This is a genomic window from Enterobacter cloacae complex sp. EB5 (assembly GCF_031432835.1).
Taxonomy (GTDB): Bacteria; Pseudomonadota; Gammaproteobacteria; order Enterobacterales; family Enterobacteriaceae; genus Enterobacter; species Enterobacter hormaechei_C.
On the sequence record NZ_CP133860.1, the window covers coordinates 3,432,806 to 3,458,513 of the forward strand.

The window sequence follows — 25,708 nt, forward strand, 5'->3', positions numbered from 1 at the left end:
AAAATAAAATCAAGGGATATATGATGAAAAAATTCTTGCTAGCCGGCTTAGCCGTCATGCTTGCTGGTTGTGCAGCAACAAAGAATGTTGATGTCGTTGCAACTGAAAAGGCTCAGGGGGATCGAATTGTTGCCTTAAATTCTGCCAGGTCACCATGGGTTTACGAGATTGAAAAACGGTTAAAACAGAAAGGCTTTACCGTGCTTCGAAGCGCAAGCCAACAAGTGACGGTAGAAAAACAATCCAATAGCACTACCGGTATTTATAACGAAGCTACTGCGCGTTATGTTCTGAACTTGAATGGTTTCGCTCCAAATAACGCAATGACTCGTTGCTATGGTGGCGGGTATAATTTTGACTACATTGATGCTGAGCTAATCGATGTGAAAAAGAACCAGACAATGTTCCACTATTCTAACTCTGGTTACTCTGAAAATTGCCCGCCATTGTCAGGAACAATTTTCACTGATATCACCAATCTTGTTGCAGACTCCTGGTGATAATCACGTGACATGTCACAAAGGCCGCCGAAGCGGCCTTTTTCATTTCAGAACCCAGCTGCATTCTTTGTGATGTACTGCGCGTGGGTCCGGATATCGTTCAGGCATTTGCTGACGCCGACGATGTAACTCACCATGGTTGTGAACTCTGCCGCAGCGCCGGAAACGTCGTGACCGTCATCCTGCATGCGGTTGAGCAGGTTCATCAGCAGAGAATGCTCAGCCAGGCCGAGAACGCCTTCAGGTGAATGAATGTGCTCGCGGTAGCCTGGCTTCAGTGGTACGTCATAACTCTTTTGCTCCACCTGCATAGCCTGCATTACAGCAGATGCAGTAGCCGTTGCAACTTGATCTGCAACCATCTTAATGCGGTCTTCCTGAGGGATTGCATTTTTGATATAGCTGCCTGTCTTACGGATCTGAGGCAGCACCTCGCCAGTGACCCATTTGCGGAAACGGTAGGGGATAGTGCCTGGCGTAACCGCGTCGCGACAGCGAAGGATCAGTGTGTAGAGGCCGGACTCGTTTATGACGCTTACATTCTGTGCGCCTTTGACGGTGTAAGTTGAACTTACTCCCTTCTCATCATCGTCTAAGGCCTTCAGGGACATACGTGAGTTCGTGAGTCCAAGAGCTTTGCAAACGTCTGAAGCCGCAAACCACGGATTGCCGTCAATGTTAAACATGCGTACTGGGGTGGCTGACTCGAATTTGAATACTGCGTCTGGGGTAGGTTTTTTTTGAGCTGTCATAGCGATCACCTTTGTAGTCAGGATAATCACCACTTCCGACGCCAATCGGGATGGTGGTGAACTGTGCAGGGTTGGCGTAACCGGCTACAAAGGACCCGGCGCACCTTTCGGTGCCCCCACACAGCCCACCATAGAAACTGGTTTGCTATGTAGCACGCATAAAAAAACCGCTCGCGCGGTATATGCGCCTTTGTAGTTATCCGGGACGCCAATCCCGGCACTGGATTTTGCCAGTGCCTGATTACTATGGCACAAGATTTATGCAATGTAAATTTACCGAAAAGGTAATGATTGCATGAAATTTAGGTAATTACAAACCCTATCTGGTTTGTCTCTTCAATTGCTCAGCGCAGTAATCGAGATGCACTTGCAGATCTTTCATGGACATCTGCGAGCTGGTGACATAGTTCACCAGAGCAGTCAGCTCAGCCATCGGGCCATCAACGTTAAAACCATCCTCACCAAGCTGGCGCAGCAACGTCATCAGGTGAGAATCTTCAACAAGGGAGCGGACGCCTCCCGGCGTGTGTATTCGTTCGGCAAATCCTTTTTCCAGCGGGTGATGATACTGACGTTGCATCTGATAATCTCCATGCATTCACTGTATATATGTACAGTAGCAAATGTTCGAAATACTATCCAGCACGAATTGCCATTTACCTAAAAGGTAATAACTTTCCTGATTGTTATTCATTCAATTCATATAAGGTTTGCTAGGTAATAAACTGTCCAGATGATGCACGCGCGCCGGGCGCTGCTTAACTGGAGACAGGCCATGACGGTATCAACCGTAGTTGACCATAACGATTACACGGGGAACGGCGTTACGACATCCTTCCCGTACACGTTCCGCATATTCAAAAAAACAGATCTTGCTGTATCAGTTGTAGATCTCAACGAAAACATCACAGTCCTGGTTCTGGATACTGACTATACAGTTACGAACGCAGGAGGATACAGCGGCGGTAATGTGGTTCTTACCACTCCGTTGACAAATGGCTGGAAGATTTCCATTGCCAGAGAACTGGAGCCGACGCAGGAAACCGACCTGCGCAACCAGGGCAAGTTCTTCGCTGAGGTGCATGAAGATGCCTTTGACAAGCTGACTATGCTGATCCAGCAGGCATACAGTTTGTTCCGCCTGGCTCTACGCAAGCCATCGAGCATCGCGAACTGGTACGACGCACTGAACAACTACATTCGAAATTTACGCGATCCGAGAGACCCGCAAGATGCGGCCACCAAAAACTATGTTGATACGCTGGCAAACAACAATCTAAATCGCACGTTACGCGTTCCTGAGGCAATACCTTCATTGCCAGATGCAGCTACAAGGGCTAATAAAATTGTCGCCTTTGATAGTGCAGGCAATCCATTCCCTGTTCTTCCACCATCAGGATCAGCATCAGACGTTCTTATTGAGCTGGCGAAGCCAACAGGCTCATCAAAGATTGGTTACGGCGATCGCACTGTAGAAGATAAACTTAATGAGCGGAAAAGTCCTTTCGATTTTGAAGCAATAGGCAATGGTGAAGATGATGACACATTAGCACTTCAAAAATTTATAGACGAAACTGATGGTGATCTTGATCTTGCTGGTGGCACATTTCTAATAAGTAAGAATTATGCCCTAGCTATTCAATATCCAAATGAAGCCGACTTTTCTGACGGTACTTATAACTATAGCCCATGCCTTGCATTGGTTGGAAAGAAGGGTATCAAAATTCACAATGGAACATTGCTGGTTAAGACGCATGGCCTTGATGCGTTAAGCCTCATAGCCTGTGAGCATGTTACTGTTGATTTAACTATCAAGGGTCCGGGAATCTTCCCTGCAATTGATACCACAACTGGGTATGCAGAGAAAGGAGAAGCCAGATTCGGGTACGATTCTGCTCTAGTTCTTGCACCAAATAATGCCCTTGATACCAGCGCATATACTGGCGGAGCATACGCTGGTGTTACAGGTCAATTCCCTAAATACAATGCAGACGGCAGCCAAGCTTCAGGTTGGCAGAACACGTGGGGCAAGTTCCTTGGCGGCAACATCGGTAGCTGGGCTTGCGGTGTGAAGGTTCAACGTGCATGCCGTGGTATTCTTATCAATGACTGTGACATCTCTGGGTTTAACTTTGGTGCGGTAGGTATTGGCATCCGTAACACAGCAGCAGCCTATGGTGCAAGTGATTACACCACAGATGCAGATGTACCTGATGGCGTGATGGTTATTAATACACGTATTCGCAAGTGCTACAGTGCAGGCATCTACGTCCTCTCTGGATATCGCCTGAACTACATGGCGAATAACATCGAAGACATCGGTCACCCTGATGGGGATGATGTACTGAACGCAAGTTACGACCCAGGTTACGGTATCACACATGGTCGAAACCGAAGAATCCGTAATGTAACAATTACTGAGAATATGATTCGTAACTGCCGCCGCAAGTGTATTGACTTCCATGGTGGAGGCCAGGCTATCATCGCAAACAACCATTGCCTTGAGCATGGGGTTGTAGGTATCTACGCTAAGTGTGGACCAGGTTGGGCACCCTGACCTGCCCCCACGATTAGATACAACACTCAGTTAGTAACGTCGGAATCTTCATTCTCAGAATGACCCTTTCTCCAGCCCGCTGCAAATTCAGACGGTGTCTGATAATTCAGCGTGGAGTGCGGGCGGCATTCGTTATAATCCTGCCGCCAGTCATTAATAATTTTCCTGGCATGAACGATATCGCTGAACCAGTGCTCATTCAAACATTCATCGCGAAATCGTCCGTTAAAGCTCTCAATAAATCCGTTCTGCGTTGGCTTGCCCGGCTGGATTAAGCGCAACTCAACACCATGCTCAAAGGCCCATTGATCCAGTGCACGGCAAGTGAACTCCGGCCCCTGGTCAGTTCTTATCGTCGCCGGATAGCCTCGAAACAGTGCAATGCTGTCCAGAATACGCGTGACCTGAACGCCTGAAATCCCAAAGGCAACAGTGACCGTCAGGCATTCCTTTGTGAAATCATCGACGCAGGTAAGACACTTGATCCTGCGACCGGTGGAAAGTGCGTCCATGACGAAATCCATCGACCAGGTCAGATTGGGCGCCGCCGGACGGAGCAGCGGCAGACGTTCTGTTGCCAGCCCTTTACGACGTCTTCTGCGTTTTACGCCCAGGCCACTGAGGTGATAAAGCCGGTACACGCGCTTATGATTAACATGAAGCCCTTCACGGCGCAGCAACTGCCAAATACGACGGTAGCCAAAACGCCTGCGCTCCAGTGCCAGCTCAGTGATGCGCCCTGATAAATGCGCATCAGCAGCCGGACGGTGAGCCTCATAGCGGCAGGTCGACAGGGATAAACCTGTAAGCCTGCAGGCACGACGTTGCGACAGACCGGTCGCATCACACATCAACATCACGGCTTCCCGCTTCTGGTCTGTCGTCAGTACTTTCGCCCAAGAGCCACCTGAAGCGCCTCTTTATCCAGCATGGCTTCGGCAAGCAGCTTCTTGAGTCTGGTGTTCTCTTCCTCAAGCGACTTCAGGCGCTTAACTTCAGGCACCTCCATACCGCCATACTTCTTACGCCAGGTGTAAAACGTGGCATCGGAAATGGCATGCTTGCGGCAGAGTTCACGGGCGGGTACCCCAGCTTCGGCTTCGCGGAGAATACTGATGATCTGTTCGTCGGAAAAACGCTTCTTCATGGGGATGTCCTCATGTGGCTTATGAAGACATTACTAACATCGGGGTGTACTAATCAACGGGGAGCAGGTCAAAACCTCTGGTTCAATATGACTCAGTGCTATAAAAAATAACGCCCCTCCAAGGGGCGTTATTTTACATTCTATTTATATATATTCTGTATCCATCTTTGTATTTAATCAATTTAATAAGGCTATTGTTTTTTATAATCTCTCCATCTCCTTTAAACCTTTCATCTTTTGGTATAGGTGATGATATGCCATACTGTTTCATAAGGCTATACTTGAACCTGTAATTTGCAAAGGCAGAGCCTACAAGATATTGCGATACCGGAATAGCATCGTATATTCTCTTGACAGAATCTGGATAAGAAGGGAAGCCAGAAATTACTATCTTATCACCTGTTTTATAACCACATTCAATTAGGTTGTAGGCAATATTCTGAGCGACCACTCTGTCTATACGCTGATAGATTTTGAAAGCATTCGATACTCCATATGCTTGGCTAAAATTGAATGTAATAATTACCACAATCAATGATTTTGACAAAGCACCTAATTTACTCATCATTTCTGCACCCTTTAATAGTGCACAAAATGATAATCCAGCGGCTATCATCACTCTAGGCTCTACTATAGGGCTTTTCAAAACCAGATAAGGAGCAAATCCGAGAACTATTATTGCTACAAATACAAGCACTGAAAATGCAGTTGTTTTATTTCTTTCTATTGATGAAATTACCAACATAACAATTATCAATGTTAACAAAATAATACCAGGGGCAAATGCAGTAACCTTATAAAGCATATTTATAAACAATGAGAAGTTATTTACAAATGTCTTTAATCCATCAACTGAAAGTGGGATTAACTCAGAGTGAGTGTCCGTGTATCCGGATGTATAGGAATCTCCATCAAAGAACACCAGCATCATTACTTTATAAAGCAAGAACGAAAAGAAAAGAGATGAAAATACCTTTAAGATTAAGTTAATAACATCATTTTTATTTTCATTGCAGCACCTCATAAAGCACATTAATGCAAGATAAGATAAAACGAATGGTATAGATGCCTGGTATATTGATATTGAAATAAACCCAATCGCCACCGAACTAATCCAGCAGACAATACTTCTCTCTGCGCTCATCCTTGCCTGTAAAATAGCCCCGAGACAGGACAATGACATTATTAAAGAGTCAAACCTGAAATAAATATTACCAATGAATAAAGTTGAAGTCAGTGGTAATAACATGCATGCTGCTTTAGCAATTGGGGATTTAAGGCTTAGTTCAGCAGAGATAAGATACCCGCAAAAGATCATCACAAAAGCGCATAATATAATGGTAAGCGGGAAAACATCATATAAAACACCATCCCCAAAGAAATTTAAACCTCCGCCAAACATGCTAATCGCAGCCATTATGACAGAGGAAAGAGGCCTCCCGTTACCCTCCCAAGCAGTAACTCCGGTATCAGTCCTAAGCCAATCATCTACAACATAGTTGTTATTAATGATAAATGGCAATATATATACAAATGATAGAGCCAGCGATATTAAAAATATAGACTTATCATTTTTAAGATTTCTTATCATTTTCTTCCCTTCAGCACGTAACGAGGTCTATTCTTCACTTCCACGTAAATCCTTCCGATATACTCGCCAAGGACTCCAATTCCTATCAACTGAATTCCTCCCAAAAAAAGTATTGAAACAAGCAGGGAAGGATATCCGCGAACAGCATTACCAAAAATAATGGTATCCAAAATCATCCATGCGCCATACAAAAACGCAGCACCGGCAACGAACAGGCCGATGTATGTCCACATGCGAAGCGGGAAAGTAGAGAAGCTGGTAATCCCCTCCAGGGCAAGGTTCCACAGTTTCCAGCCATTAAACTTTGTGCTGCCGGCCACTCGCTCGGCCCTGGCATACTCAACAACATCGATTCGCCCGCCAACCCAGCTCAGCACACCCTTCATAAACAGGTTGCGTTCTGGCATGAGCTTAATATTTTCCACTACTTCGCGAGACATCAGGCGGAAATCGCCAACGTTTTCTTCGATCTTTGGATTGCTGATTTTGTTGTGCAGCTTATAGAACCATTCGGCGGTCTTGCGCTTCAGTCTGCCATCTGTAGAGCGATCAGAGCGTTTAGCCAGAACCATATCAGCGCCTGCCTGCCATTTCTCAATAAGATGAGGAATGACTTCGATGGGGTCCTGCAAGTCTACGTCAATCGGGATGATCGCTTCACCGGTCGCGTGGTCAAGACCGGCGAAAAGGGCTGGCTCTTTACCAAAATTGCGAGTGAATGACAGCGGCACCACAAGCGGATCTGAAACAGCAAGCGCGTTTATAATTGATTCTGTCGCGTCTTTGCTGCCGTCATTTATGAATACTATCTCGACCTCATGCTGCTGAAGCCCTTCAAATTCCCGAACCGATTTATAAAAAATCGGTATTGCGTCTTCTTCGTTGAAGACGGGAACGACCAGAGAAATTTTCATTTCGCATCCCTAAAGACAATGAACTTTGAATAGATAAAACCGCACACCAGGCTGATGGCGGAGAAAAGAATAAGGGTCACGATCGGAGCCATTCCGGACCTATCAGCAGCCCAACCAACAGCAGCGCTCAGCGAGCCCATAAATCCAACGTAAAGCATGTAGCGCATGGTTGTGGTGGAAGACTTGAACGTGAATCTGGCATTTGCAAAGAAGCTGAATGACACTGCCACGACGAACCCAGCGAAGTTACCAAGTGCCTGCCCTGTGTGAAATGCATATATGCAAATAGCGAACACAACCCAGTGAATGAGCGTGTTAATGACGCCAATCGATGTGTACTTTGCGAATAACTTAAGCACTTTTACGCCCGAAAAATATAAAACCTTACTTTATCACCTTTTGGGTAATTTCGTTAAGAGTTGTCTGAGGTTTTTTAAACCACATATGGTTTATTGTGTATGATGAACTCACCAACTAAGGGGGTTCTATATGCACATTAAACGGTGGTCACTATGTCGCACACGTTAACCACGGAATCGCTGAATCAGGGGCTTAGCCTGAGCGCGCTAATGTCTGTGGTCGCGGGTGTGCCGCCGGAGGTGGCTTTAGGGGCGCTTGCTGGTGCGGTAATTTTTGTTACCTCAGCGGTGGAGTATCCCATAAAGCGGCGGTTACTTCTGGCGTTCCTCAGCTTCTTCTGCGGCCTTCTCTTCTACAAACCGACAGCAACACTTCTCATAGGCTTTGCATCCGCTTTCCCTGGCATCACCACAGATATGTTTGAGAAAGGGGTTGCTTACTCAGCAGGGGCGTTTGTTTCTTCAATCGTTGCTGTTGGTATCGGTACCTGGCTGTATCACCGTTCTGGAAATCCACGCGACCTGATCCCGGGGAGAAAAGACGATGACCGGTCCTGAACTGCTTCTCATCCTGAATGCCGCTATCTGCGGCGGCATTGCTATCCGAGTCCTTCTGTTCCGCCGTGACGGGTCACGCCATCGCTGGTGGGGCGGCTGGCTCGCCTACCTGCTGATCGTCGTGGCTGCCAGCGTACCTATCCGGACGTTCTACGGGTATTACGTCAGCGCCGATTGGTCAGAAGTCATCATCAAAGCTGTGTTCCTGGCTGCTCTCATCAAGACAAAAGGGAACGTGGTGCAAATTTTCAAGATAACGAGGTCCCAACATGGACATTAAACAATTCCAGCGTGCAGCTGGCATCAGCGACGTTTTGGCCACGCGTTGGTATCTGCATATCACTGCGGCCATGAAAGAGTTTGGCATTGAAGCGCCAGCGCACCAGGCGATGTTTATCGCGCAGGTGGGCCATGAATCGACAGGGTTCACACGGCTTCAGGAGAACTTCAACTACAGCGTAACCGGGCTGGCAGGATTCGTCCGTGCCGGGCGTCTCACTCAGGGCCAGGCCAACGCGCTGGGCCGCCGTGCTGGTGAGCCATCGTTACCGCTGGAGCGCCAGCGTGCGATCGCCAACCGGGTATACAGCAAACGTAATGGGAACAATGGCCCGACTGACGGCTGGTTCTATCGCGGGCGCGGGCTTATCCAGATCACCGGCCTGAACAACTACCGCGACTGTGGCAACGGGCTCAAAATTGAGCTGGTTAGCCAGCCTGAACTGCTGGCGCAGGACGAATATGCGGCCCGCAGCGCGGCGTGGTTCTTCGCCACCAAAGGCTGCATGAAGTACACCGGTGACCTGGTGCGCGTCACGCAGATCATCAATGGCGGGCAGAACGGTATCGACGACCGACGAGCGCGGTACATCACCGCCAGTAAGGTGCTGGCGGTATGATCTGGTCATTCGTCAAAGCGTACTGGAAACAGTTGCTTATCGTGGCGATGCTTGCTGCTCTGGTCATCGTCGGAGTTGTTGCGTGGAATGTACACGGCAGCCGCCAGTACGATGCCGGGTATGCACAGGCACAGGCAGACCGCAAAGCAGAGGATGAGAAAGCTCGTCAGCAGGACGAACAGGAGAAATCGACCAATGAACGTGAAGCGCAGCAGAGGATCGACCAGGCGCGCAACGATGCTCTTGATGCTGCCGCTCGCGCTGGCCGGTTGCAGCAACAGCTCGTTGCCATCCGTGAGCAGCTCAGGCAGTATAACGCCACTGTCGGCGCTGGGGCGTCAGCCGCAGACACCGGAGTTTTGCTTGCCGACGTGCTCAGCAAATCTCTCGAGCGAAACCGACAACTGGCAGAGTACGCTGACCGGGCCGCAGAAGCCGGACGAGTCTGTGAAAAGCAGTACGATTCGCTGACCCGGTGACTTGCCATTTTTCAGGGTACTGATTTCCGGTGACGGTATATAAAACGGTACAGTGGAGATTGGTTTTCAAAAACTTATTACCAGTCAATTGGTTATGCATGCCGTAAACAATCGAGTGGGAGTAAGCCCATAATCTTTCCTGCGAAGTTATAAGCAGGTAAGACGGATAAAACCCTCTGTTTACAGAGGGTTTTTCTTTTATGACCGATATCCAGCTCAGTGGTGAATTACTGCCTCATCTGCCGCGATTCACGGCAGCCGTTACTGCGTCGCCATGCACCTGGCGCCTGACCGTACTGACGCTTAAAGCTGCGGTTGAAGGACTGCTGAGAGTCAAAGCCCAGCGCGATCGCCACGTTCAGAATCGGTTCATCGCTGTGGGCCAGGCGCTCAACCGATTTTTGCAGCTTTTGCGCGCGAATATATTCGGCGAGAGGGGAGCCGGTATGTTCCTTGAAAAGCCGCTGGAGGTGCCATTTCGAATAGCCGGCTCGCCTGGAGACGGTTTCAATATCCAGACGGCTATCGAGGTTGTTGTCGATCCAGTCGAGTAAATCGTGAATGAATGCACCCGTGTTCATCTTGCTTCCCCCTACGCCATGCATTAAAAAGCATCTTTGTTTGTTGCATTTAAAGGTGACCCGTTTTTACATCAATTGCAAGTTTTATTGTTGCATTTAAATCCCTGCTCAAAACACGTGATTTACCTTCGCCGCAAATAGCACATAAAGTGCAACAATTATTCTTGCACTTAATTAAGCGCCTTCCTACAATCGCCGCGATAGTGTATTCGCAACTGTTACAGTTTTGTGGCGATGAACGACACAAATGGCCTTCAGCCAGCTACCGGACAAAGGAAGTGGCGCGGCGCCTCCCGCTGCGTCTTGCCCGGCAGCTACAATAACCGGAATAAAAATAATGAGCCTGCAAAAAACCTGGGGTAACTTTCATCTGAGCGCGATGGGGGTAGTTTTACTCTCCGCGCTTCTCGTCGGGTGCGATGACAGCGTCGCGCAAAATGCCGCGCCGCAAGCGCCCGTTGTCAGCGCTGCTGACGTGGTGGTGAAAACCATTAGCCAGTGGGACAGCTTTAACGGTCGCATTGAAGCGGTGGAAAGCGTTCAGCTGCGTCCGCGCGTCTCCGGCTACATTGAGAAAGTGAATTACACCGACGGCCAGGAGGTGAAAAAGGGCGAGGTGTTGTTCACGATTGATGACCGAACCTATCGCGCCGCGCTGGAACAGGCGCAGGCGAACCTGGCGAGAGCCAAAACGCAGGCCAGCCTGGCGCGAAGCGAGGCTAACCGTACCGATAAATTAGTCAATACCAACGTGGTATCCCGCGAAGAGTGGGAGCAGCGCCGTTCCGCCGCTACCCAGGCACAGGCCGATATTCGCGCCGCGCAGGCGGTGGTTGACGCTGCGCAACTTAACCTCGACTTCACCAAAGTGACCGCGCCTATCGACGGTCGCGCCAGCCGGGCGCTGATCACCAGCGGTAACCTGGTGACGGCGGGCGACAGCGCCAGCGTGCTCACCACCCTGGTCTCGCAGAAGACGGTTTATGTCTACTTCGACGTGGACGAGTCAACCTACCTTCACTATCAGAGCCTGGCCCGCAGCGGGCAGCGGGCGTCCGGCGATCATGCGGCGCTGCCGGTGGAGATTGGCCTGACGGGCGAGGAGGGCTATCCCCATCAGGGCAAAGTGGATTTCCTGGATAACCAGCTCACGCCGGGTACCGGGACAATCCGCATGCGCGCGCTGCTGGATAACTCACAGCGTCAGTTCACGCCTGGACTCTTTGCCCGCGTGCGCCTGCCGGGCAGTGCGGAATTTAAAGCCACGCTTGTTGACGATAAGGCGGTGCTGACCGATCAGGATCGTAAATATGTCTATATCGTGGATAAAGACGGGAAAGCGCAGCGCCGCGACATCACGCCGGGGCGTCTGGCCGACGGTTTACGTATCGTACAGCAGGGGCTGAATCCCGGGGATAAAGTCATCGTCGATGGTTTACAAAAAGTGTTTATGCCGGGTATGCCGGTTAACGCAAAAACCGTTGCCATGACCGCCAGCGCCGCCCTTAACTGATCCCTTACCTGAGAATCCAATCCATGGACTTTTCCCGTTTTTTCATCGACAGGCCGATTTTTGCCGCCGTACTGTCGATTCTGATTTTTATCACAGGGTTAATCGCCATCCCGCTGCTGCCGGTGAGCGAATACCCTGACGTCGTGCCGCCAAGCGTGCAGGTGCGCGCCGAGTACCCGGGCGCCAACCCGAAAGTGATTGCCGAGACCGTGGCAACCCCGCTGGAAGAGGCGATCAACGGCGTTGAGAACATGATGTACATGAAATCCGTCGCGGGCTCCGACGGCGTGCTGGTGACTACCGTCACCTTCCGTCCGGGCACCGACCCGGATCAGGCGCAGGTTCAGGTGCAAAACCGCGTCGCGCAGGCCGAAGCGCGTCTGCCGGAGGACGTGCGACGTCTGGGCATCACGACTCAGAAACAGTCGCCAACGCTGACGCTGGTGGTGCATCTGTTTTCGCCTGGCGGTAAGTACGATTCACTGTATATGCGTAACTACGCCACGCTGAAGGTGAAGGACGAGCTGGCGCGTCTGCCCGGCGTGGGGCAGATTCAGATTTTCGGCTCGGGCGAATACGCGATGCGCGTCTGGCTGGACCCGAACAAGGTCGCGGCCCGCGGGCTGACCGCTTCGGACGTGGTCACGGCGATGCAGGAGCAGAACGTGCAGGTGTCCGCCGGGCAGCTTGGCGCCGAGCCGCTGCCGAAAGAGAGCGATTTCCTGATCTCCATTAACGCCCAGGGCCGCCTGCATACCGAAGACGAGTTCGGCAACATTGTCCTGAAAACCACGCAGGATGGTACGGTCGTTCGTCTGCGCGACGTGGCGCGTGTCGAGATGGGGTCCGGCAGCTACGCGCTGCGCTCCCAGCTGAACAATAAAGACGCGGTCGGGATTGGTATCTTCCAGTCGCCGGGGGCAAACGCCATCGATCTGTCTAACGCGGTGCGCGCCAAAATGGACGAACTGTCCACGCGGTTCCCGGACGATATGAAATGGGCGGCGCCTTACGACCCGACGGTATTTGTACGCGACTCGATCCGCGCGGTGGTGCAAACGCTGCTTGAAGCGGTGGTGCTGGTCGTGCTGGTGGTGATCCTGTTCCTGCAAACCTGGCGCGCGTCGATTATCCCGCTGATTGCGGTGCCGGTATCGGTAGTGGGCACGTTCAGTATTCTCTACCTGCTGGGCTTTTCGCTGAATACCCTGAGCCTGTTCGGGCTGGTGCTGGCGATTGGTATCGTGGTGGACGATGCCATCGTGGTGGTGGAAAACGTCGAACGAAATATCGAAGAGGGGCTCGCCCCACTTGCGGCAGCGCATCAGGCGATGCGTGAAGTGTCCGGGCCAATTATCGCCATTGCGCTGGTGCTGTGTGCGGTATTCGTTCCGATGGCATTCCTCTCCGGCGTGACCGGTCAGTTTTACAAACAGTTTGCGGTAACGATAGCCATTTCCACGGTGATCTCCGCCATCAACTCGCTGACGCTCTCGCCAGCGCTGGCCGCGCTGCTGTTGAAGCCGCATGGCGCCCCGAAAGATTTCCCGACCCGGCTTATCGATCGTCTGTTCGGCTGGATTTTCCGTCCGTTTAACCGCTTTTTCCACCGCAGCTCGACTGGCTATCAGGGGCTGGTGGGCAAAACGCTCGGCCGACGCGGGGCGGTGATTGTGGTTTATTTACTGCTGCTTTGCGCTGCGGGCGTGATGTTTAAAGCCGTTCCCGGCGGGTTTATTCCGACGCAGGATAAGCTGTACCTGATTGGCGGCGTGAAAATGCCGGAAGGCTCGTCGCTGGCGCGCACCGATGCGGTGATCCGCAAGATGAGCGAAATCGGGATGAATACCGAAGGCGTGGATTATGCGGTCGCGTTTCCTGGCCTGAATGCGCTCCAGTTCACCAACACGCCGAACACCGGGACGGTCTTCTTTGGCCTGAAGCCGTTCGACCAGCGTAAACATACTGCGGCGGAAATAAACGCGGAGATCAACGCGAAAATCGCGCAAATCCAGCAGGGCTTTGGCTTCTCGATTCTGCCGCCGCCGATTTTAGGTCTGGGCCAGGGATCGGGCTATTCGCTGTATATTCAGGATCGTGCTGGTCTGGGCTATGGCGCGCTGCAAAACGCGGTGAACACCATGTCCGGGGCGATTATGCAGACGCCGGGGATGCATTTCCCTATCTCAACCTACCAGGCAAACGTTCCGCAGCTGGATGTACAGGTTGACCGTGATAAGGCGAAAGCGCAGGGCGTGTCGCTCACCGATCTCTTCGGGACGCTGCAAACCTATCTGGGCTCGTCTTATGTGAATGACTTCAACCAGTTCGGTCGCACCTGGCGCGTAATGGCACAGGCCGACGGGCAGTTCCGCGACAGCGTGGAAGATATCGCGAATTTACGCACCCGTAATAGCCAGGGTGAAATGGTGCCGATTGGCAGTATGGTGAAAATCACGACCACCTACGGTCCGGACCCGGTGATCCGCTACAACGGCTACCCGGCGGCGGATCTGATTGGCGATGCCGACCCGCGCGTGCTCTCTTCCGCGCAGGCGATGACGCAGCTGGACGCTATGTCTAAGCAGATCCTGCCGAACGGGATGAATATTGAATGGACGGACCTGAGCTTCCAGCAGGCCACCCAGGGCAACACGGCGCTGATCGTCTTCCCGGTCGCGGTGCTGCTGGCGTTCCTGGTGCTGGCGGCGCTGTATGAAAGCTGGACGCTGCCGCTGGCGGTGATCCTCATCGTGCCGATGACGATGCTCTCTGCGCTGTTCGGCGTCTGGCTGACCGGTGGCGATAATAACGTGTTCGTGCAGGTAGGGCTGGTTGTGCTGATGGGGCTGGCCTGTAAAAACGCGATTCTTATCGTGGAGTTTGCCCGCGAGCTGGAAATTCAGGGCAAAGGCATTATGGAGGCCGCGCTGGAAGCGTGCCGCCTGCGTCTACGCCCGATTGTAATGACCTCTATCGCCTTTATTGCCGGGACCATTCCACTGATCCTTGGTCACGGGGCAGGGGCAGAAGTGCGCGGCGTCACCGGGATCACCGTGTTCGCCGGGATGCTGGGCGTGACGCTGTTTGGTCTGTTCCTGACGCCGGTCTTTTACGTGACGCTGCGTAAGTTCGTGACGCGCGGTAAAGCGGAAAGAGAGGTGTTGCCTGCGTAGGACGTAGCAGATAGCAAAAAGCCGCCTTCACAATGAAGGCGGCTTTTTTTCGCAGTCTGTCAGGATTAGGGCGCTTTTTTATGGTGCGTGCAGAGTTCCGGCACCGGATCGCACCCGCTGGTATCGGCTTTTTTCACCTCTTCCAGCGCGCTGGCGACGGTATGGCGCGCTAAAACCGCTAACGAAGCCTGCTCCGCTTCATCAGCGATTGATTTGAAGTACCAGCAGGCGTTGGCGCTGACCACGCAGCGGGCCGGGACGTCAGGACGGGACGCCCACAGCTTTTTATCTTCAGTGACGGAGAGGTAGATATCACGCAGGGTGATCTCTTCCGCCGGGCGGCCAAGGTGAATAGAGCCGTTGCGGCCAAGCGTGGAGACGATAATGCCGTCGCGGGCGAGAGGAACCATTAATTTGCGGATAAAGCTCGGATTCGCTTCCAGGCCGTAAGCCAGGATTGCACTCGTCGAACGTTCACCCGATTGCTCCGCCATCGCTACGCTGAGAACCATCTGCAAAGCTGTCGGGAAGCGGTAATCTAACATTTTTCTGTCCTGGGTTGCGGTGAATCTTGTTCTTTTTGGCACCGCAGAGGTGAATAATCAGTAAGTAACAATATAACAAATACGGTAATTTTATTGAAGCAATCTGCGGCATACGTGAAGTAACGCTGCGCTGACACATGTCAGGACGTGTAGCGCCGCGTTTACGTTCATGCGAACGCCGGATTCGGGAAATCAACGGTCACCATAAGACCGCCATCGGCTGACGTACTCAGATTGACCCTGCCGTTGTGTTGCTGCGTAACGGCTTTGACGATGGCAAGCCCCAGTCCACTCCCGCTTTGGGTCTGATTAGGATCGCGGAAAAATCTGTCGAACACGCGCTCTCGCAATTCAACCGGAATGCCGGGACCCGCGTCTGAGACGCGCAGCTGAGCGGACTTGTCACGCGATTGCAGTTGTACCTCAATGCGTCCACCCTCAGGGCTGTACTTCACGGCATTCTCAATTAAATTGTCGATCAGCGACACCAGACGTTCCCGAATGCCTGCGACATGGATTTCATCATCGGCGATGAATTCAAACTCAATTTTGCGCCCGGACGCCAGCGGTTCCAGGGCAGCCATTCGCTCCTGAATAAGCGTCGTCAGCGGCACAGGCGACATCACCGTGCTGATGTGCGCTTCGCTGTGCATCATCAGCAGAAGCTGATTGACGAGACGCGCAGCACGGCTATTGCTGCGAACAATGCCCGCAAGCAGCTCCTGCTGGCTTTCGCTGATGACCCAGGACTGCAATGCCTCGACGTTGATCCGCATCGCGGCCAGAGGCGTACGCAGTTCGTGCGCGGCATCGGCAATAAACATTCTTTCTCTTTCGGCGCTTTCCCGCACCCTGGCCAGAAAGTCATTAATCGCGTCCACCGTCTGGCGAAGCTCCCTGTGTCTGGGGACGGCTTTTAAAGGCGAGAGATCGTCCGGCGTGCGCAATGAAATTTCATCTACCACCTTGTTCCAGGGGCGCATCGCGATGCGGATGGACAGCCACGCGGGGAACAGAAGAAAAGGGATGCATATCATCAGCGGCATGACGTAGTAGCCGCGAGAGTTCAGGTAGATAAAGAAATTCCAGCTCCCGGCCGGGGTGAAGAGGGTGACCTCCACGTCGGAGTGCGCGGATTTGAGGGTACGGCTCGTCCATGTATGGTCTTCACTCTGGACATGCTGCATGACCCCCAGACGGCTATTTTTTACCCCCGTTGGCGCACCATCCGAAGAAAAAATCACCTCATTATGCTTACGAACAATGAGGTTGATGGACAGCTCCGGATCTTCACCGCCGCCATACCCCTCCCGCAGCGCCTTGCTGAACGCTGCCAGCACGGCATCACGCGCCTGCGGGCGATCGTCCATGCTCTCCACCAGGGAAAAAACGGTTTCGTAAGTCTCACTGCCCGTCAGTATGGGAGGGCTACGCAGGTCTTCCAGCAAAATGAAGGTTAAAAAGAGACACCAGAGCAACGTAAGCAGCAGCATCTGGGCGACCAGCATTCGCCTGACCAGCGTGGGAAGCCTGAGGTGGTGCCAAAAATTACGCATCAACCTGCCGCCTTCTGAACAGGTACGGTATCAATGACATACCCAACGCCTCTCACCGTTCGCACAAAGCCATCGCCAATTTTTCGCCGCAGGTTACCCATATGCACATCAAGCGCGTTGCTGAGGTTTTCTTTCGTGCCAAATATCCTTTCTTCCAGATACCGTCGCGTAAGCACGCGATCGGCGCGCAGCATTAACGTTTCAAGCAGCGCATATTCGCTTGCCGTCAGCTCAACGTGGCGTGCGCTCACCGTTACGCGACGCGTCGGAATATGAAGCGACAAACCGCGAATTTCTATTGCCTCATTTTCAAAACCGTAACTGCGCCGCGCAAGGGCTCTCACGCGCGCCAGCAGTTCGGCGAGAACAAAAGGTTTGACCAGATAATCGTCTGCACCTGCATCCAGCCCGCACAGGCGGTCCTGTAGCGTGCCTCGCGCCGTCAGGATGATGACGGGGACGCCCTTAAGCTGTTGACGCAGGCGCGTCATCAGGCTCATGCCATCGCCATCGGGCAGCCCCAGGTCGAGCAAAATAAGTTCCGGCACGCAGAGCTCAAGCTGATGCAGCGCATCCTCTTTGCGGCGTACCCATATGACATCAAATCCTTGATCTGCAAGGGCGATACGCACGCCATTGCCGAGATCCAGGTCGTCTTCAATTAGTAGAATTTTCACATTGGTAACTGTATCAACAGTGCATGAAGAACAACTGAAGAAAAAACGGTAACAGGAATTCTTCAGGGTTTACAGAACCTTCACGTGCTTCAGCATTTCTTCATTTACGGCTCATAAGAACCTTAGGGTGAGTATTCAGAATGGGCGCTCTGGCGTTTAACACCGCTTGTATCGCAATTATCTGAATCCAAAGGGCTTCTTTAATGAGAAACATCACACTGCGTCATAGTTTCCCCCGTTCACGCATTGGTCGCAGCATGAAAAGCATCTTGCCGGGGGCCGTCCTGGCGTTACTGACCACCCCGGCACTGGCGACAGAGCAGCCTCAGGGCAACGTGTTAACCCTGGGAGGCGGCGTGGATGTTTCGCCACGCTATTCCGGTTCGGACAAGAGCCGGGTCTCTGCGGCTCAGGTGGTTGATTACGCGATGGCGAATGGTTTTTTTGTCAGCACCACGCGGGGGATCGGCTACGGCAACAGCTTTGGTAACCTGGACTACAACGCAGCGCTGAGCTATCGCGCAGGACGTAAGGATCGCGACGTAAGCAGCGATTCGATCGCCTCCGGCAGCGACGACCTGCGAGGAATGGGTGACATTAAAGGCTCAGCTATCGTTGTGCCAGGGCTGGGGTACAGGGTGACTGACTGGCTGACCGTGCAGTTGCAGGCAGAGGTCCCGGTTTCTGAGAGAGACAATGGTGAGGCTGTGCATTTCGGCATTGCCAGCCCGCTCTATACATCTCCGAAAAATGCGTTAACGCTGGCGCTGACCGGTAGCTGGGGATCCAGTAAGTATGTGCAAACCTACTACGGGGTGAATGCCGCCCAGTCGGCCGCATCGGGTTTTGCCCGACACGATGCCGGATCGGGAATATATGCGTATTCGCTGAATCTGGACTGGACCCATAAGCTTACCTCCCGCTGGAGCCTGCTTGCCGCAGCTGGCGTTACGCAGCTGACGGGGGAGGCCGGCGATAGCCCCATTGTTCAGCGAAAAACATCTCCTGTGGGAAGTTTGAAGGTAACGTACAGCTTCTGATGGTTAAGAGAGGGGGGAAGGCGCGTTTGTGACAAAACCGCACATAACCTCGTTGCAGGAGCCGGAAGTGCATAAAGCCCGCAGGATGGCGTGGCCCGAAGTCGGACCGTTCATCATGCGGGCTTTTTTGCTGATCACATACCAGCTTCAGCTGCTGCAGTCGGCAAACGTCCCGTGCGCCAGCAAATGACGTCAGCGCAAATACAGGAAGCAGGAAATATCGACGAATCATCTGTGTCTCTCCTCATCAGTTTATTATGGCGAGGGATACAGAAGACCATTTTTATGTATCGGGGATGTTTGCTTTTGCGGGCGTTTTGTACCGGTTTGTCAGCGTAGCGCTCAGGATACAGTGCGATACAATTTGTCTGCCGGGAGCGAACACGCTTTAGCGCTCGGGCGAATCCACCACAAGACCTGATTGCTGCGACTGAATTTTGTCCTGATGGTGATACCAGGCGCCAATGGAGGAGTAAACAAAACGGCCAAAGAAAAACAGGAAACTGATGAGCAGTATGATGCGGGTCATCCGGGTGTTAAATCGATGTCGTTTTCGCATACGCGTAGCCTGACTCACTTTCTTTTCCTGAGTATACCCTTTTGGGCGATACGTCTATTAAGGCACAGCCGCAAGTCAGGGTCAATTCGGCGAAATGTAAAATACCGTCAATGCTTACATTAATTTATGTTATTAAAAACAACGCTTTTATTTATCGCATTGATAATTACAGGAAAAATATTCAAAAAAAACGTAAGAAAGGTTTATTCAGATAAATTAATTTGATTTAGGTCAACCGCATCCCGTCGTTGCTATTTAAAATCCCTCCTCCACTGTGCTTGCCAGGAATTTTCCGGGCAACGTGTACGTCAGGTTGGATGCCTGTCTTCCTTTACCCTCTGGAGCGCAAGGGTTGTAAACGAGCATCTATGAATATTCACCACTTCCTGAAGCAAAATAAAGACCGCTGGTGGGCACTTCCTCTTATTTTACCCGTTGTGTTACTTCCGGTGCTTAGCGTAGCAAATACCTTAACGCAGCTGGGCGACGGTATCGTTGCGCTCTATTATCTCCCGCTCTCTTTTCTGCTGGCGCTGCTGTTGTTCTTTGGCCTGGAAGCCCTCCCCGGGGTGGTGGTGTCGCTATTTTTACGTTATTACCCCTCCGTTGGGTTATTTGAAACCGTGGCTGGCATTCTGCATTTTATCGTTCCTCTGGTGCTCAGCTGGGGCGGTTATCGCGTGTTTGCGCCCCGGCGCAATATGACCGCCTACGGTGATATACGTCTGATGGGGCAGCGTATTTTCTGGCAGGTGTTTTGCCCGGCAACGCTTTTTCTGGTGCTGTTTCAGTTTGCGGTCTATCTCGGCGTCTATGAGAGCCGCCAGAGCCTCGCAGGACTGAATCCCCTCAATATTCGGACACTTATTAACTATCAGGGGCTGCTGGTAAGCGGGCTGACGGGCGTGCCGCTAAGCTACCTGCTGATCCGCCTGATACGTCATCCGCGCTATATCAAGGGACTGATGTCCCAGCTCCGCGCGCAAATAGACAAGAAGGTGACGGCCATTGAGTTTGTGGTGTGGTTTTTAGCCCTGGGCGGGTTGCTGGTCATGCTGCTGTTGCCCATGAATGCAAACAGTTCCATTTTCAGTACCAACTACACCTTGTCCCTGCTGATGCCCGTGATGCTCTGGGGGGCGATGCGCTTTGGCTACAAGCTGATGTCACTCATCTGGACGCCGGTCCTGCTGGTGTCGATTCACTTTTTTTATCACTACATTCCGGTGCAGGAGGGTTATGGCATTCAGCTGGCGATCACCTCATCCAGCTATCTGGTCTTTTCCTTCGTTGTGACGTACATGTCGATGCTGGCGACACGCCAGCGGGCCATCAATATTCGCTCCCGCAGCCAGGCATTTCTCGATCCGGTGGTGCATATGCCCAACCTGCGGGCGCTGTCGCGCGAGCTGGCCAGTCATCCGTGGTCAGCGCTCTGTTTACTGCGCGTGCCCGAGCTGGAGGTACTGGGACGCAATTACGGCGTGATGCTGCGGATCCAGTATAAACAGCAGCTGGCGCAATGGATAAACGGCACCCTTCAGCCCAATGAACGAGTCTATCACCTTACCGGGTATGACATGGCGGTGCGTCTGGATGCGGAGTCGCATCAACAGCGCATTGAGACGCTGGACGAGCATATCAAGCAGTTCGTTTTTGTCTGGGATGGTATGCCGGTACAGCCTCAGGTCGGCATAAGCTATTGCTATGTGCGCTCACCCGTCAATCACCTCTATCTGGTGCTGGGGGAGCTGGGCATCGTGGCCGATCTCTCCCTTTCTACCAACCACCCGGAAAATCTTCAGCAGCGCGGGGCTGTTCACTTGCAGCGTAGCCTGAAAGATAAGGTCGCGATGATGAGCCGTTTGCAGGCCGCGCTGGAGCAGGACGCTTTTACCCTGCTGGTTCAACCCGTTTGCGGGCTGCGCGGCGATTGTTACCACGAGGTGCTGCTGCGAATGCGTGATGATAACGGGGCGCTGATCTTTCCCGAACAGTTCCTGCCCATCGCACAGGAGTTTGGTTTATCATCGCGTGTCGATTTATGGGTACTGGAGCGTACGCTGAGTTTCCTGGCACAGCACCGCCAGCGTTTGCCGGGCCAGCGCTTTGCGATCAACCTCGCACCTTCTACCGTCTACCGGGCGCAGTTCCCGCTTGAAGTGAGCCGCCTGTTAGCCAAATACGCCGTTGAAGCGTGGCAGCTGATCTTTGAAGTGACCGAAAGCAGCGCCTTTGGTCATGCGGATCTGGCGGCGTCTACCCTCAGGAAATTACAAAAAATGGGCATCCGGATCGCCATTGATGATTTTGGCACCGGCTACGCCAGCTATGCGCGGTTAAAAAGCGTGGACGCCGACATCCTCAAAATCGACGGCGGCTTTATTCGCAATATTGTCAGCAACAGCCTGGATTACCAGATTGTGGCTTCCATTTGCCATCTGGCCCGGATGAAGAAAATGCTGGTGGTGGCGGAATATGTGGAAACGGAAGAGATACGTAGCGCGGTGCACGCGCTAGGTATCGATTATGTGCAGGGCTATTTGATTGGGTTACCGGCTGAGCTTGATACGTTGCTTGACACGCAGCCTTCTCAGGAGAGCGCCTGAGCCGCTACGCTGCCGCCTCAGAACTCTCTTCTTCAATCTTCAACAGCCAGCCGGTTACCGCTTCCCAGTACTGCTGCTCTTTTTCCAGATCCAGCAGTACCAGCGCGTTCTGGCTGAACCAGTCGTGCGGGAAGCTCAGCGTCCAGTGATAGTCATCCGTTTTTAGCTTCAGCGTCGGCGGCGTGGTGGTCGCCTGTCGCTGATTATTGAGCAACACGCCCAGGCGCAACAGCTGAATGAGCGGCAGGAACTGCTTTTTCTTAAACAACGTAAAGCGCGGCAGATCGTCGAGCTTGATGGCTTTGCGGTGATAGCGCACCAGCGTCGCCATCATGGTTTGCTGCTCCTGGTTAAAGCCAGGCAGGTCGCTGTTTTGCAGAATATAGGCTGAATGGCGGTGCATTCCGCTGTGGTTAATGTTCAGCCCCACCTCGTGCAGCATGGCGGCCCATTTTAACAGCGCGGCCAGCTGCGGATGCGCCAGTTTCGGATTCTGCTCCTCCCACTGCTCGTACATCTGCACCGTGGTTTCGAGAACGCGCTTCGCCTGTTCGCGGTCGATGTTGTACTGGTTGGCCAGGCTCTGCGCGGTGCGGCTGCGAATATCCTGATGACGGAAACGGCCTTCCATCTCATACAGCACGCCTTCACGCAGGGCGCCGTCAGAGAGGCGCAGCTCTTTGATCGCCAGCGCGTCAAACACGCCGCAGAGGATCGCCAGCCCCGGTACGAACACGGCTTTACGTTCGTCGGACAGACCCGGCAGACTCAGGGCGTCGAAGCTCTTATGCTTAAGCACCTCTTCGGTGAGTTTCACCAGGCGCTCAGGCGTAATAAACCCGTCTTTTTCACCCATTGCCAGCAGCACTTCATGGGCCGCTTTAATCGAACCCGATGCGCCCAGCGCCACGTTCCAGCCCTGAATACGATATTGCCAGGCCAGATTTTCCAGTTTTTGTACGGCGGCCATGCGCGCGCGCTGGAAGTTTTCGCGGGTGATGACGCCGCCCGGGAAATACATCTGCGCGAAGCTGACGCAGCCCATACGGCGGCTTTCCACCAGACGCGGCTCGAAATCTTCGCCAATCACCAGTTCCGTGGAGCCACCGCCGATATCAATCACCAGCTTGCGGCCTTTTTCCGGCTGCGTATGCTCCACGCCCATAAAAATCAGGCGCGCTTCTTCGTTACCGGAGATGATCTCAATCGGGTAGGGGATAACCTTTTCCGCGCGCTTAAGAAACTCCGGCGCGTTCAGCGCCTGGCGTAGCGTATGCGTCCCGACGATGCAGACGCTGGACGGCGAAAAGCCTTGCAGACGTTCTGCGAACAGCGACAGGCAGTTCAGCCCGCGCTCCATGGCCTCTTCACTCAGCATGTTACGCGCGTCGAGACCATCGGCCAGATGCACACGCTGCTTCAGACGACCGATGATCTGCATTGCGCCATCCACCTCGCGGGCGATGACCATATGGAAACTGTTTGAGCCAAGATCGACCGCGGCGAACTCCTGCGGGCGTGGGGTATTATCGTTTATTGGCATAGGTTAATCGGGTTGCTCAAGTGATTTGATGTAATCGTAAATCGCCAGCTGCGACCGCACTTTACGGCGATTGCCGCGCGGTACATAGCGATTACTGAGTTCTTTGTCGATATAACGTGCTTTCACCGTATCGCTGAACAGGATCTCGATAATGTCCAGGATACGCTGCTTCAGGCGAGGATCCAGCAGCGGTGCCGCCACTTCAATACGGTAATCAATGTTACGCGTCATCCAGTCGGCGGACGAGAGGTATACGCGCTTATCACCGGCGTTATCGAAAATATAGACGCGATCGTGTTCAAGATAGCGATCCACAATGCTGATCACGCGGATATTGTCGCTGATGCCTTCCAGTTCCGGAATGAGCGAGCACATGCCGCGAATGAGCAGATTTACCGGAACGCCGGAGCTGGAAGCCGCGTACAGGCGGTCCACCAGCCCTTTGTCCACCAGATTGTTGAGCTTCAGCGTAATGCCGGACGACAAGCCGTTCTGCGCATTGGCAATCTCTTTGTCGATCATATCGTACAGCAGGCGTCGGGAGTTCTGCGGTGACACCAGCAGATAATCGAAGCTCACCGGGCGGTACGGGTTCTCAATGAAATTGAACACCCGACGCACTTCGTTAGTGATGCGCGCATCGGCGGTCAGCAGCGAATAGTCGGTGTAAATTCGCGCGGTTTTCTCGTTAAAGTTCCCGGTACCGATATGGGCGTAGCGCACCACGTCGTCGCCCTCTTTACGGGAGATCAGGAACAGCTTGGCGTGAATTTTCAGCCCCGGCGCGGAGAAGATGACGTGCACGCCCGCTTCCGTCAGTCGGCGCGCCCAGTGGATGTTGGCCTCTTCGTCGAAGCGAGCCTGAAGCTCAACCACCACGGTCACTTTCTTGCCGTTGTGCGCCGCGTGGATCATCGCATCGATGATGCGGGAATCTTTCGCCACGCGATAAATATTGATTTTAATCGCCAGCACGTTCGGATCGAACGAGGCCTGACGCAGCAATTCCAGCACGTGTTCAAAGGTGTGGTACGGATAGTAGAGCAACACATCCCGCTCGCGGATGGCGTCGAACCCGTTGCGGAACTTATCGAACCAGATATGGCGCAGGCGCGGCAGCGGTTTGTTCACCAGATTGGCTTTGCCGACGTTTGGGAAGCCAATGAAATCTTTAAAGTTGTGGTAACGCCCGCCGGGAATAATGGAGTCGTAGCGGGAGATGGTCAGCTTATCGCGCAGCATCTCCACCATTGCGTCCGGCATATCGCGCTGATAGACAAACCGCACCGGCTCCGCCGTCAGGCGCTGCTTGAGGCTGGAAGACATCAGCTCCATCAGGCTGGCCTCCATCTCATGCACCAGATCGTACTCGGCGTCACGGGTCATCTTCATCGAGTAGGCGTTGAGCGCGTCGTAATCGAAGAAGCCTTTGAAGATATCGTCCAGGCAGTAGCGCAGGATGTTATCCAGCAGGATCATCGGCTTACGTCGGCGCGGGGTTTCCGGCGGCAGGTTTACAAAGCGTGGGACTTTATCAGACGGTATTTCCAGCAGCGCGTAGTTAATGGTCTCACCCCGAATGATTTCTACCGCCAGATAGGTGTAATCATCTTTCAGGAACTGCACCAGATCGGTTTCACGGTTGATCAGAATCGGGGTGATATGCTGGCGCAGATAATGTTTGAAATAGTGGCGCAGCCAGTTTTGCTGATTCGCGGAGAGCTGGCGTTCGTTGATCAGGAAGATTTGGTTGCGTGCCATTTCCAGCAGCAGCTCGTTATAGAGGCCATCAAATTCCTGATCGGCTTTCATGACGCGAGACTGGATTTTTCCAAGCAGATGCCGCGAGTGGGAGTTTAAGCCCTGTTCTTCGCTGATGATGATTCGGCGTTTCAGTTCGGCGAAGCGAACCTTGTAGAACTCATCCAGATTGTTGGAATAGATGCCTAAAAAACGCATACGTTCAATCAGCGGGTTGCTTTTATCGGCCGCTTCCTGAAGTACACGTTCGTTGAATGCTAACCAGCTTAGCTCTTTCTCGATGTATAACTTTTCCTGACCCATTACAGCTCACACTCCAGTTCAATCACAGGACGTGGTAAATCCGTCTCGTCCTTATTATGGCGAGCATTTCCACGATATGTCCAACAGTG

General features: G+C 52.7%; 25 protein-coding genes. 11 read left to right on the forward strand and 14 right to left on the reverse strand.

What is annotated here, in order from left to right:
* The first annotated feature begins 20 nt into the window (after positions 1–20).
* Complete coding sequence (locus tag RHN82_RS16560) at positions 21–500, forward strand: hypothetical protein (protein WP_128753950.1); 480 nt, start codon at positions 21–23, stop codon at positions 498–500.
* Between the two features lie 47 nt (positions 501–547).
* On the opposite strand, the gene RHN82_RS16565 is transcribed toward RHN82_RS16560, so the two are convergent.
* The 3 genes from RHN82_RS16565 to RHN82_RS16575 all read right to left on the reverse strand — a co-directional run bounded on the left by RHN82_RS16565 (position 548) and on the right by RHN82_RS16575 (position 1,832).
* Positions 548–1,252: a BRO family protein gene (locus tag RHN82_RS16565; protein WP_047050230.1), complete on the reverse strand. Its 705-nt coding sequence runs from the start codon at positions 1,250–1,252 to the stop codon at positions 548–550.
* Between the two features lie 84 nt (positions 1,253–1,336).
* The gene (locus tag RHN82_RS16570) at positions 1,337–1,507 is read right to left on the reverse strand and encodes an ash family protein (protein ID WP_226866509.1); all 171 of its coding nucleotides are present in this window, start codon (positions 1,505–1,507) and stop codon (positions 1,337–1,339) included.
* A 64-nt stretch (positions 1,508–1,571) separates the two neighbouring features.
* Entirely contained in the window at positions 1,572–1,832 is a 261-nt protein-coding gene (locus RHN82_RS16575) for a hypothetical protein (RefSeq protein ID WP_047050226.1), read from the reverse strand.
* A gap of 195 nt (positions 1,833–2,027) precedes the next feature.
* On the opposite strand from RHN82_RS16575, the gene RHN82_RS16580 reads away from it, so the two are divergent.
* Positions 2,028–3,809: a right-handed parallel beta-helix repeat-containing protein gene (locus RHN82_RS16580; protein ID WP_052768112.1), complete on the forward strand. Its 1,782-nt coding sequence runs from the start codon at positions 2,028–2,030 to the stop codon at positions 3,807–3,809.
* Between the two features lie 26 nt (positions 3,810–3,835).
* Here the strand turns inward: RHN82_RS16580 and RHN82_RS16585 are convergent.
* The 4 genes from RHN82_RS16585 to RHN82_RS16600 form a co-directional block, all read right to left on the reverse strand.
* A protein-coding gene (locus tag RHN82_RS16585) for an IS3-like element ISSen4 family transposase (protein WP_085950818.1) occupies positions 3,836–4,956 on the reverse strand; the annotation gives its coding sequence in 2 pieces (ribosomal slippage) (positions 3,836–4,698 and positions 4,698–4,956; 1,122 coding nt in all).
* Between the two features lie 133 nt (positions 4,957–5,089).
* The gene (locus tag RHN82_RS16590) at positions 5,090–6,547 is read right to left on the reverse strand and encodes a glucosyltransferase domain-containing protein (RefSeq protein WP_047052268.1); all 1,458 of its coding nucleotides are present in this window, start codon (positions 6,545–6,547) and stop codon (positions 5,090–5,092) included.
* Positions 6,544–7,461, reverse strand: a complete 918-nt coding sequence (locus tag RHN82_RS16595) for a glycosyltransferase family 2 protein (RefSeq protein WP_047052270.1) — start codon at positions 7,459–7,461, stop codon at positions 6,544–6,546. Before RHN82_RS16595 ends, RHN82_RS16590 begins: the two co-directional genes overlap by 4 nt.
* Positions 7,458–7,820, reverse strand: a complete 363-nt coding sequence (locus tag RHN82_RS16600; protein WP_047052272.1) for a GtrA family protein — start codon at positions 7,818–7,820, stop codon at positions 7,458–7,460. The genes RHN82_RS16595 and RHN82_RS16600 overlap by 4 nt, the downstream gene beginning before the upstream one ends.
* A 153-nt stretch (positions 7,821–7,973) precedes the next feature.
* Between RHN82_RS16600 and RHN82_RS16605 the strand changes: the two genes are divergently transcribed.
* The 4 genes from RHN82_RS16605 to RHN82_RS16620 are packed head-to-tail and all read left to right on the forward strand — an operon-like array spanning position 7,974 to position 9,756.
* Positions 7,974–8,378 (forward strand): putative holin, encoded by a 405-nt coding sequence (locus RHN82_RS16605; protein ID WP_047052274.1) that lies wholly within the window; start codon positions 7,974–7,976, stop codon positions 8,376–8,378.
* Positions 8,365–8,658 (forward strand): phage holin family protein, encoded by a 294-nt coding sequence (locus RHN82_RS16610; RefSeq protein ID WP_047052275.1) that lies wholly within the window; start codon positions 8,365–8,367, stop codon positions 8,656–8,658. Before RHN82_RS16605 ends, RHN82_RS16610 begins: the two co-directional genes overlap by 14 nt.
* Entirely contained in the window at positions 8,648–9,277 is a 630-nt protein-coding gene (locus RHN82_RS16615) for a glycoside hydrolase family 19 protein (RefSeq protein WP_047052277.1), read from the forward strand. The genes RHN82_RS16610 and RHN82_RS16615 overlap by 11 nt, the downstream gene beginning before the upstream one ends.
* A complete protein-coding gene (locus tag RHN82_RS16620; RefSeq protein WP_047052278.1) occupies positions 9,274–9,756 on the forward strand; it encodes a DUF2514 domain-containing protein in 483 nt (160 codons plus the stop codon). Before RHN82_RS16615 ends, RHN82_RS16620 begins: the two co-directional genes overlap by 4 nt.
* Before the next feature lie 227 nt (positions 9,757–9,983).
* Here the strand turns inward: RHN82_RS16620 and RHN82_RS16625 are convergent, their stop codons facing one another.
* Positions 9,984–10,337: a helix-turn-helix domain-containing protein gene (locus RHN82_RS16625; RefSeq protein ID WP_047052279.1), complete on the reverse strand. Its 354-nt coding sequence runs from the start codon at positions 10,335–10,337 to the stop codon at positions 9,984–9,986.
* A 337-nt stretch (positions 10,338–10,674) separates the two neighbouring features.
* On the opposite strand from RHN82_RS16625, the gene RHN82_RS16630 reads away from it, so the two are divergent.
* The gene (locus RHN82_RS16630; RefSeq protein ID WP_047052280.1) at positions 10,675–11,850 is read left to right on the forward strand and encodes an efflux RND transporter periplasmic adaptor subunit; all 1,176 of its coding nucleotides are present in this window, start codon (positions 10,675–10,677) and stop codon (positions 11,848–11,850) included.
* Positions 11,851–11,873: 23 nt separating this feature from the next.
* A complete protein-coding gene (gene oqxB, locus RHN82_RS16635) occupies positions 11,874–15,026 on the forward strand; it encodes a multidrug efflux RND transporter permease subunit OqxB (protein WP_048982406.1) in 3,153 nt (1,050 codons plus the stop codon).
* A gap of 65 nt (positions 15,027–15,091) precedes the next feature.
* On the opposite strand, the gene RHN82_RS16640 is transcribed toward oqxB, so the two are convergent.
* The 3 genes from RHN82_RS16640 to RHN82_RS16650 all read right to left on the reverse strand — a co-directional run bounded on the left by RHN82_RS16640 (position 15,092) and on the right by RHN82_RS16650 (position 17,804).
* Entirely contained in the window at positions 15,092–15,571 is a 480-nt protein-coding gene (locus RHN82_RS16640; protein WP_047052283.1) for an Rrf2 family transcriptional regulator, read from the reverse strand.
* Positions 15,572–15,738: 167 nt separating this feature from the next.
* Complete coding sequence (locus RHN82_RS16645) at positions 15,739–17,127, reverse strand: HAMP domain-containing sensor histidine kinase (protein ID WP_047052284.1); 1,389 nt, start codon at positions 17,125–17,127, stop codon at positions 15,739–15,741.
* A complete protein-coding gene (locus RHN82_RS16650) occupies positions 17,127–17,804 on the reverse strand; it encodes a response regulator (RefSeq protein ID WP_047052286.1) in 678 nt (225 codons plus the stop codon). Before RHN82_RS16650 ends, RHN82_RS16645 begins: the two co-directional genes overlap by 1 nt.
* Before the next feature lie 203 nt (positions 17,805–18,007).
* Between RHN82_RS16650 and RHN82_RS16655 the strand changes: the two genes are divergently transcribed.
* Positions 18,008–18,844 (forward strand): MipA/OmpV family protein, encoded by an 837-nt coding sequence (locus tag RHN82_RS16655; RefSeq protein WP_047052288.1) that lies wholly within the window; start codon positions 18,008–18,010, stop codon positions 18,842–18,844.
* 28 nt (positions 18,845–18,872) lie between these two features.
* On the forward strand, positions 18,873–19,034 hold the full coding sequence (locus RHN82_RS16660; RefSeq protein WP_154815870.1) for a hypothetical protein: 162 nt from the start codon (positions 18,873–18,875) through the stop codon (positions 19,032–19,034).
* A gap of 198 nt (positions 19,035–19,232) precedes the next feature.
* On the opposite strand, the gene RHN82_RS16665 is transcribed toward RHN82_RS16660, so the two are convergent.
* Positions 19,233–19,403, reverse strand: coding sequence for a YfgG family protein (locus tag RHN82_RS16665; RefSeq protein ID WP_017383512.1), 171 nt, complete (start codon positions 19,401–19,403; stop codon positions 19,233–19,235).
* A gap of 368 nt (positions 19,404–19,771) precedes the next feature.
* Here RHN82_RS16665 and RHN82_RS16670 point away from each other — a divergent pair, with 368 nt between their 5' ends.
* The gene (locus tag RHN82_RS16670) at positions 19,772–22,012 is read left to right on the forward strand and encodes an EAL domain-containing protein (RefSeq protein WP_047052290.1); all 2,241 of its coding nucleotides are present in this window, start codon (positions 19,772–19,774) and stop codon (positions 22,010–22,012) included.
* Positions 22,013–22,016: 4 nt separating this feature from the next.
* Here the strand turns inward: RHN82_RS16670 and ppx are convergent, their stop codons facing one another.
* Positions 22,017–23,555, reverse strand: coding sequence for an exopolyphosphatase (gene ppx, locus RHN82_RS16675; RefSeq protein ID WP_003860570.1), 1,539 nt, complete (start codon positions 23,553–23,555; stop codon positions 22,017–22,019).
* A 3-nt stretch (positions 23,556–23,558) separates the two neighbouring features.
* The gene (ppk1, locus tag RHN82_RS16680; protein ID WP_006811494.1) at positions 23,559–25,619 is read right to left on the reverse strand and encodes a polyphosphate kinase 1; all 2,061 of its coding nucleotides are present in this window, start codon (positions 25,617–25,619) and stop codon (positions 23,559–23,561) included.
* Between the last annotated feature and the right edge of the window lie 89 nt (positions 25,620–25,708).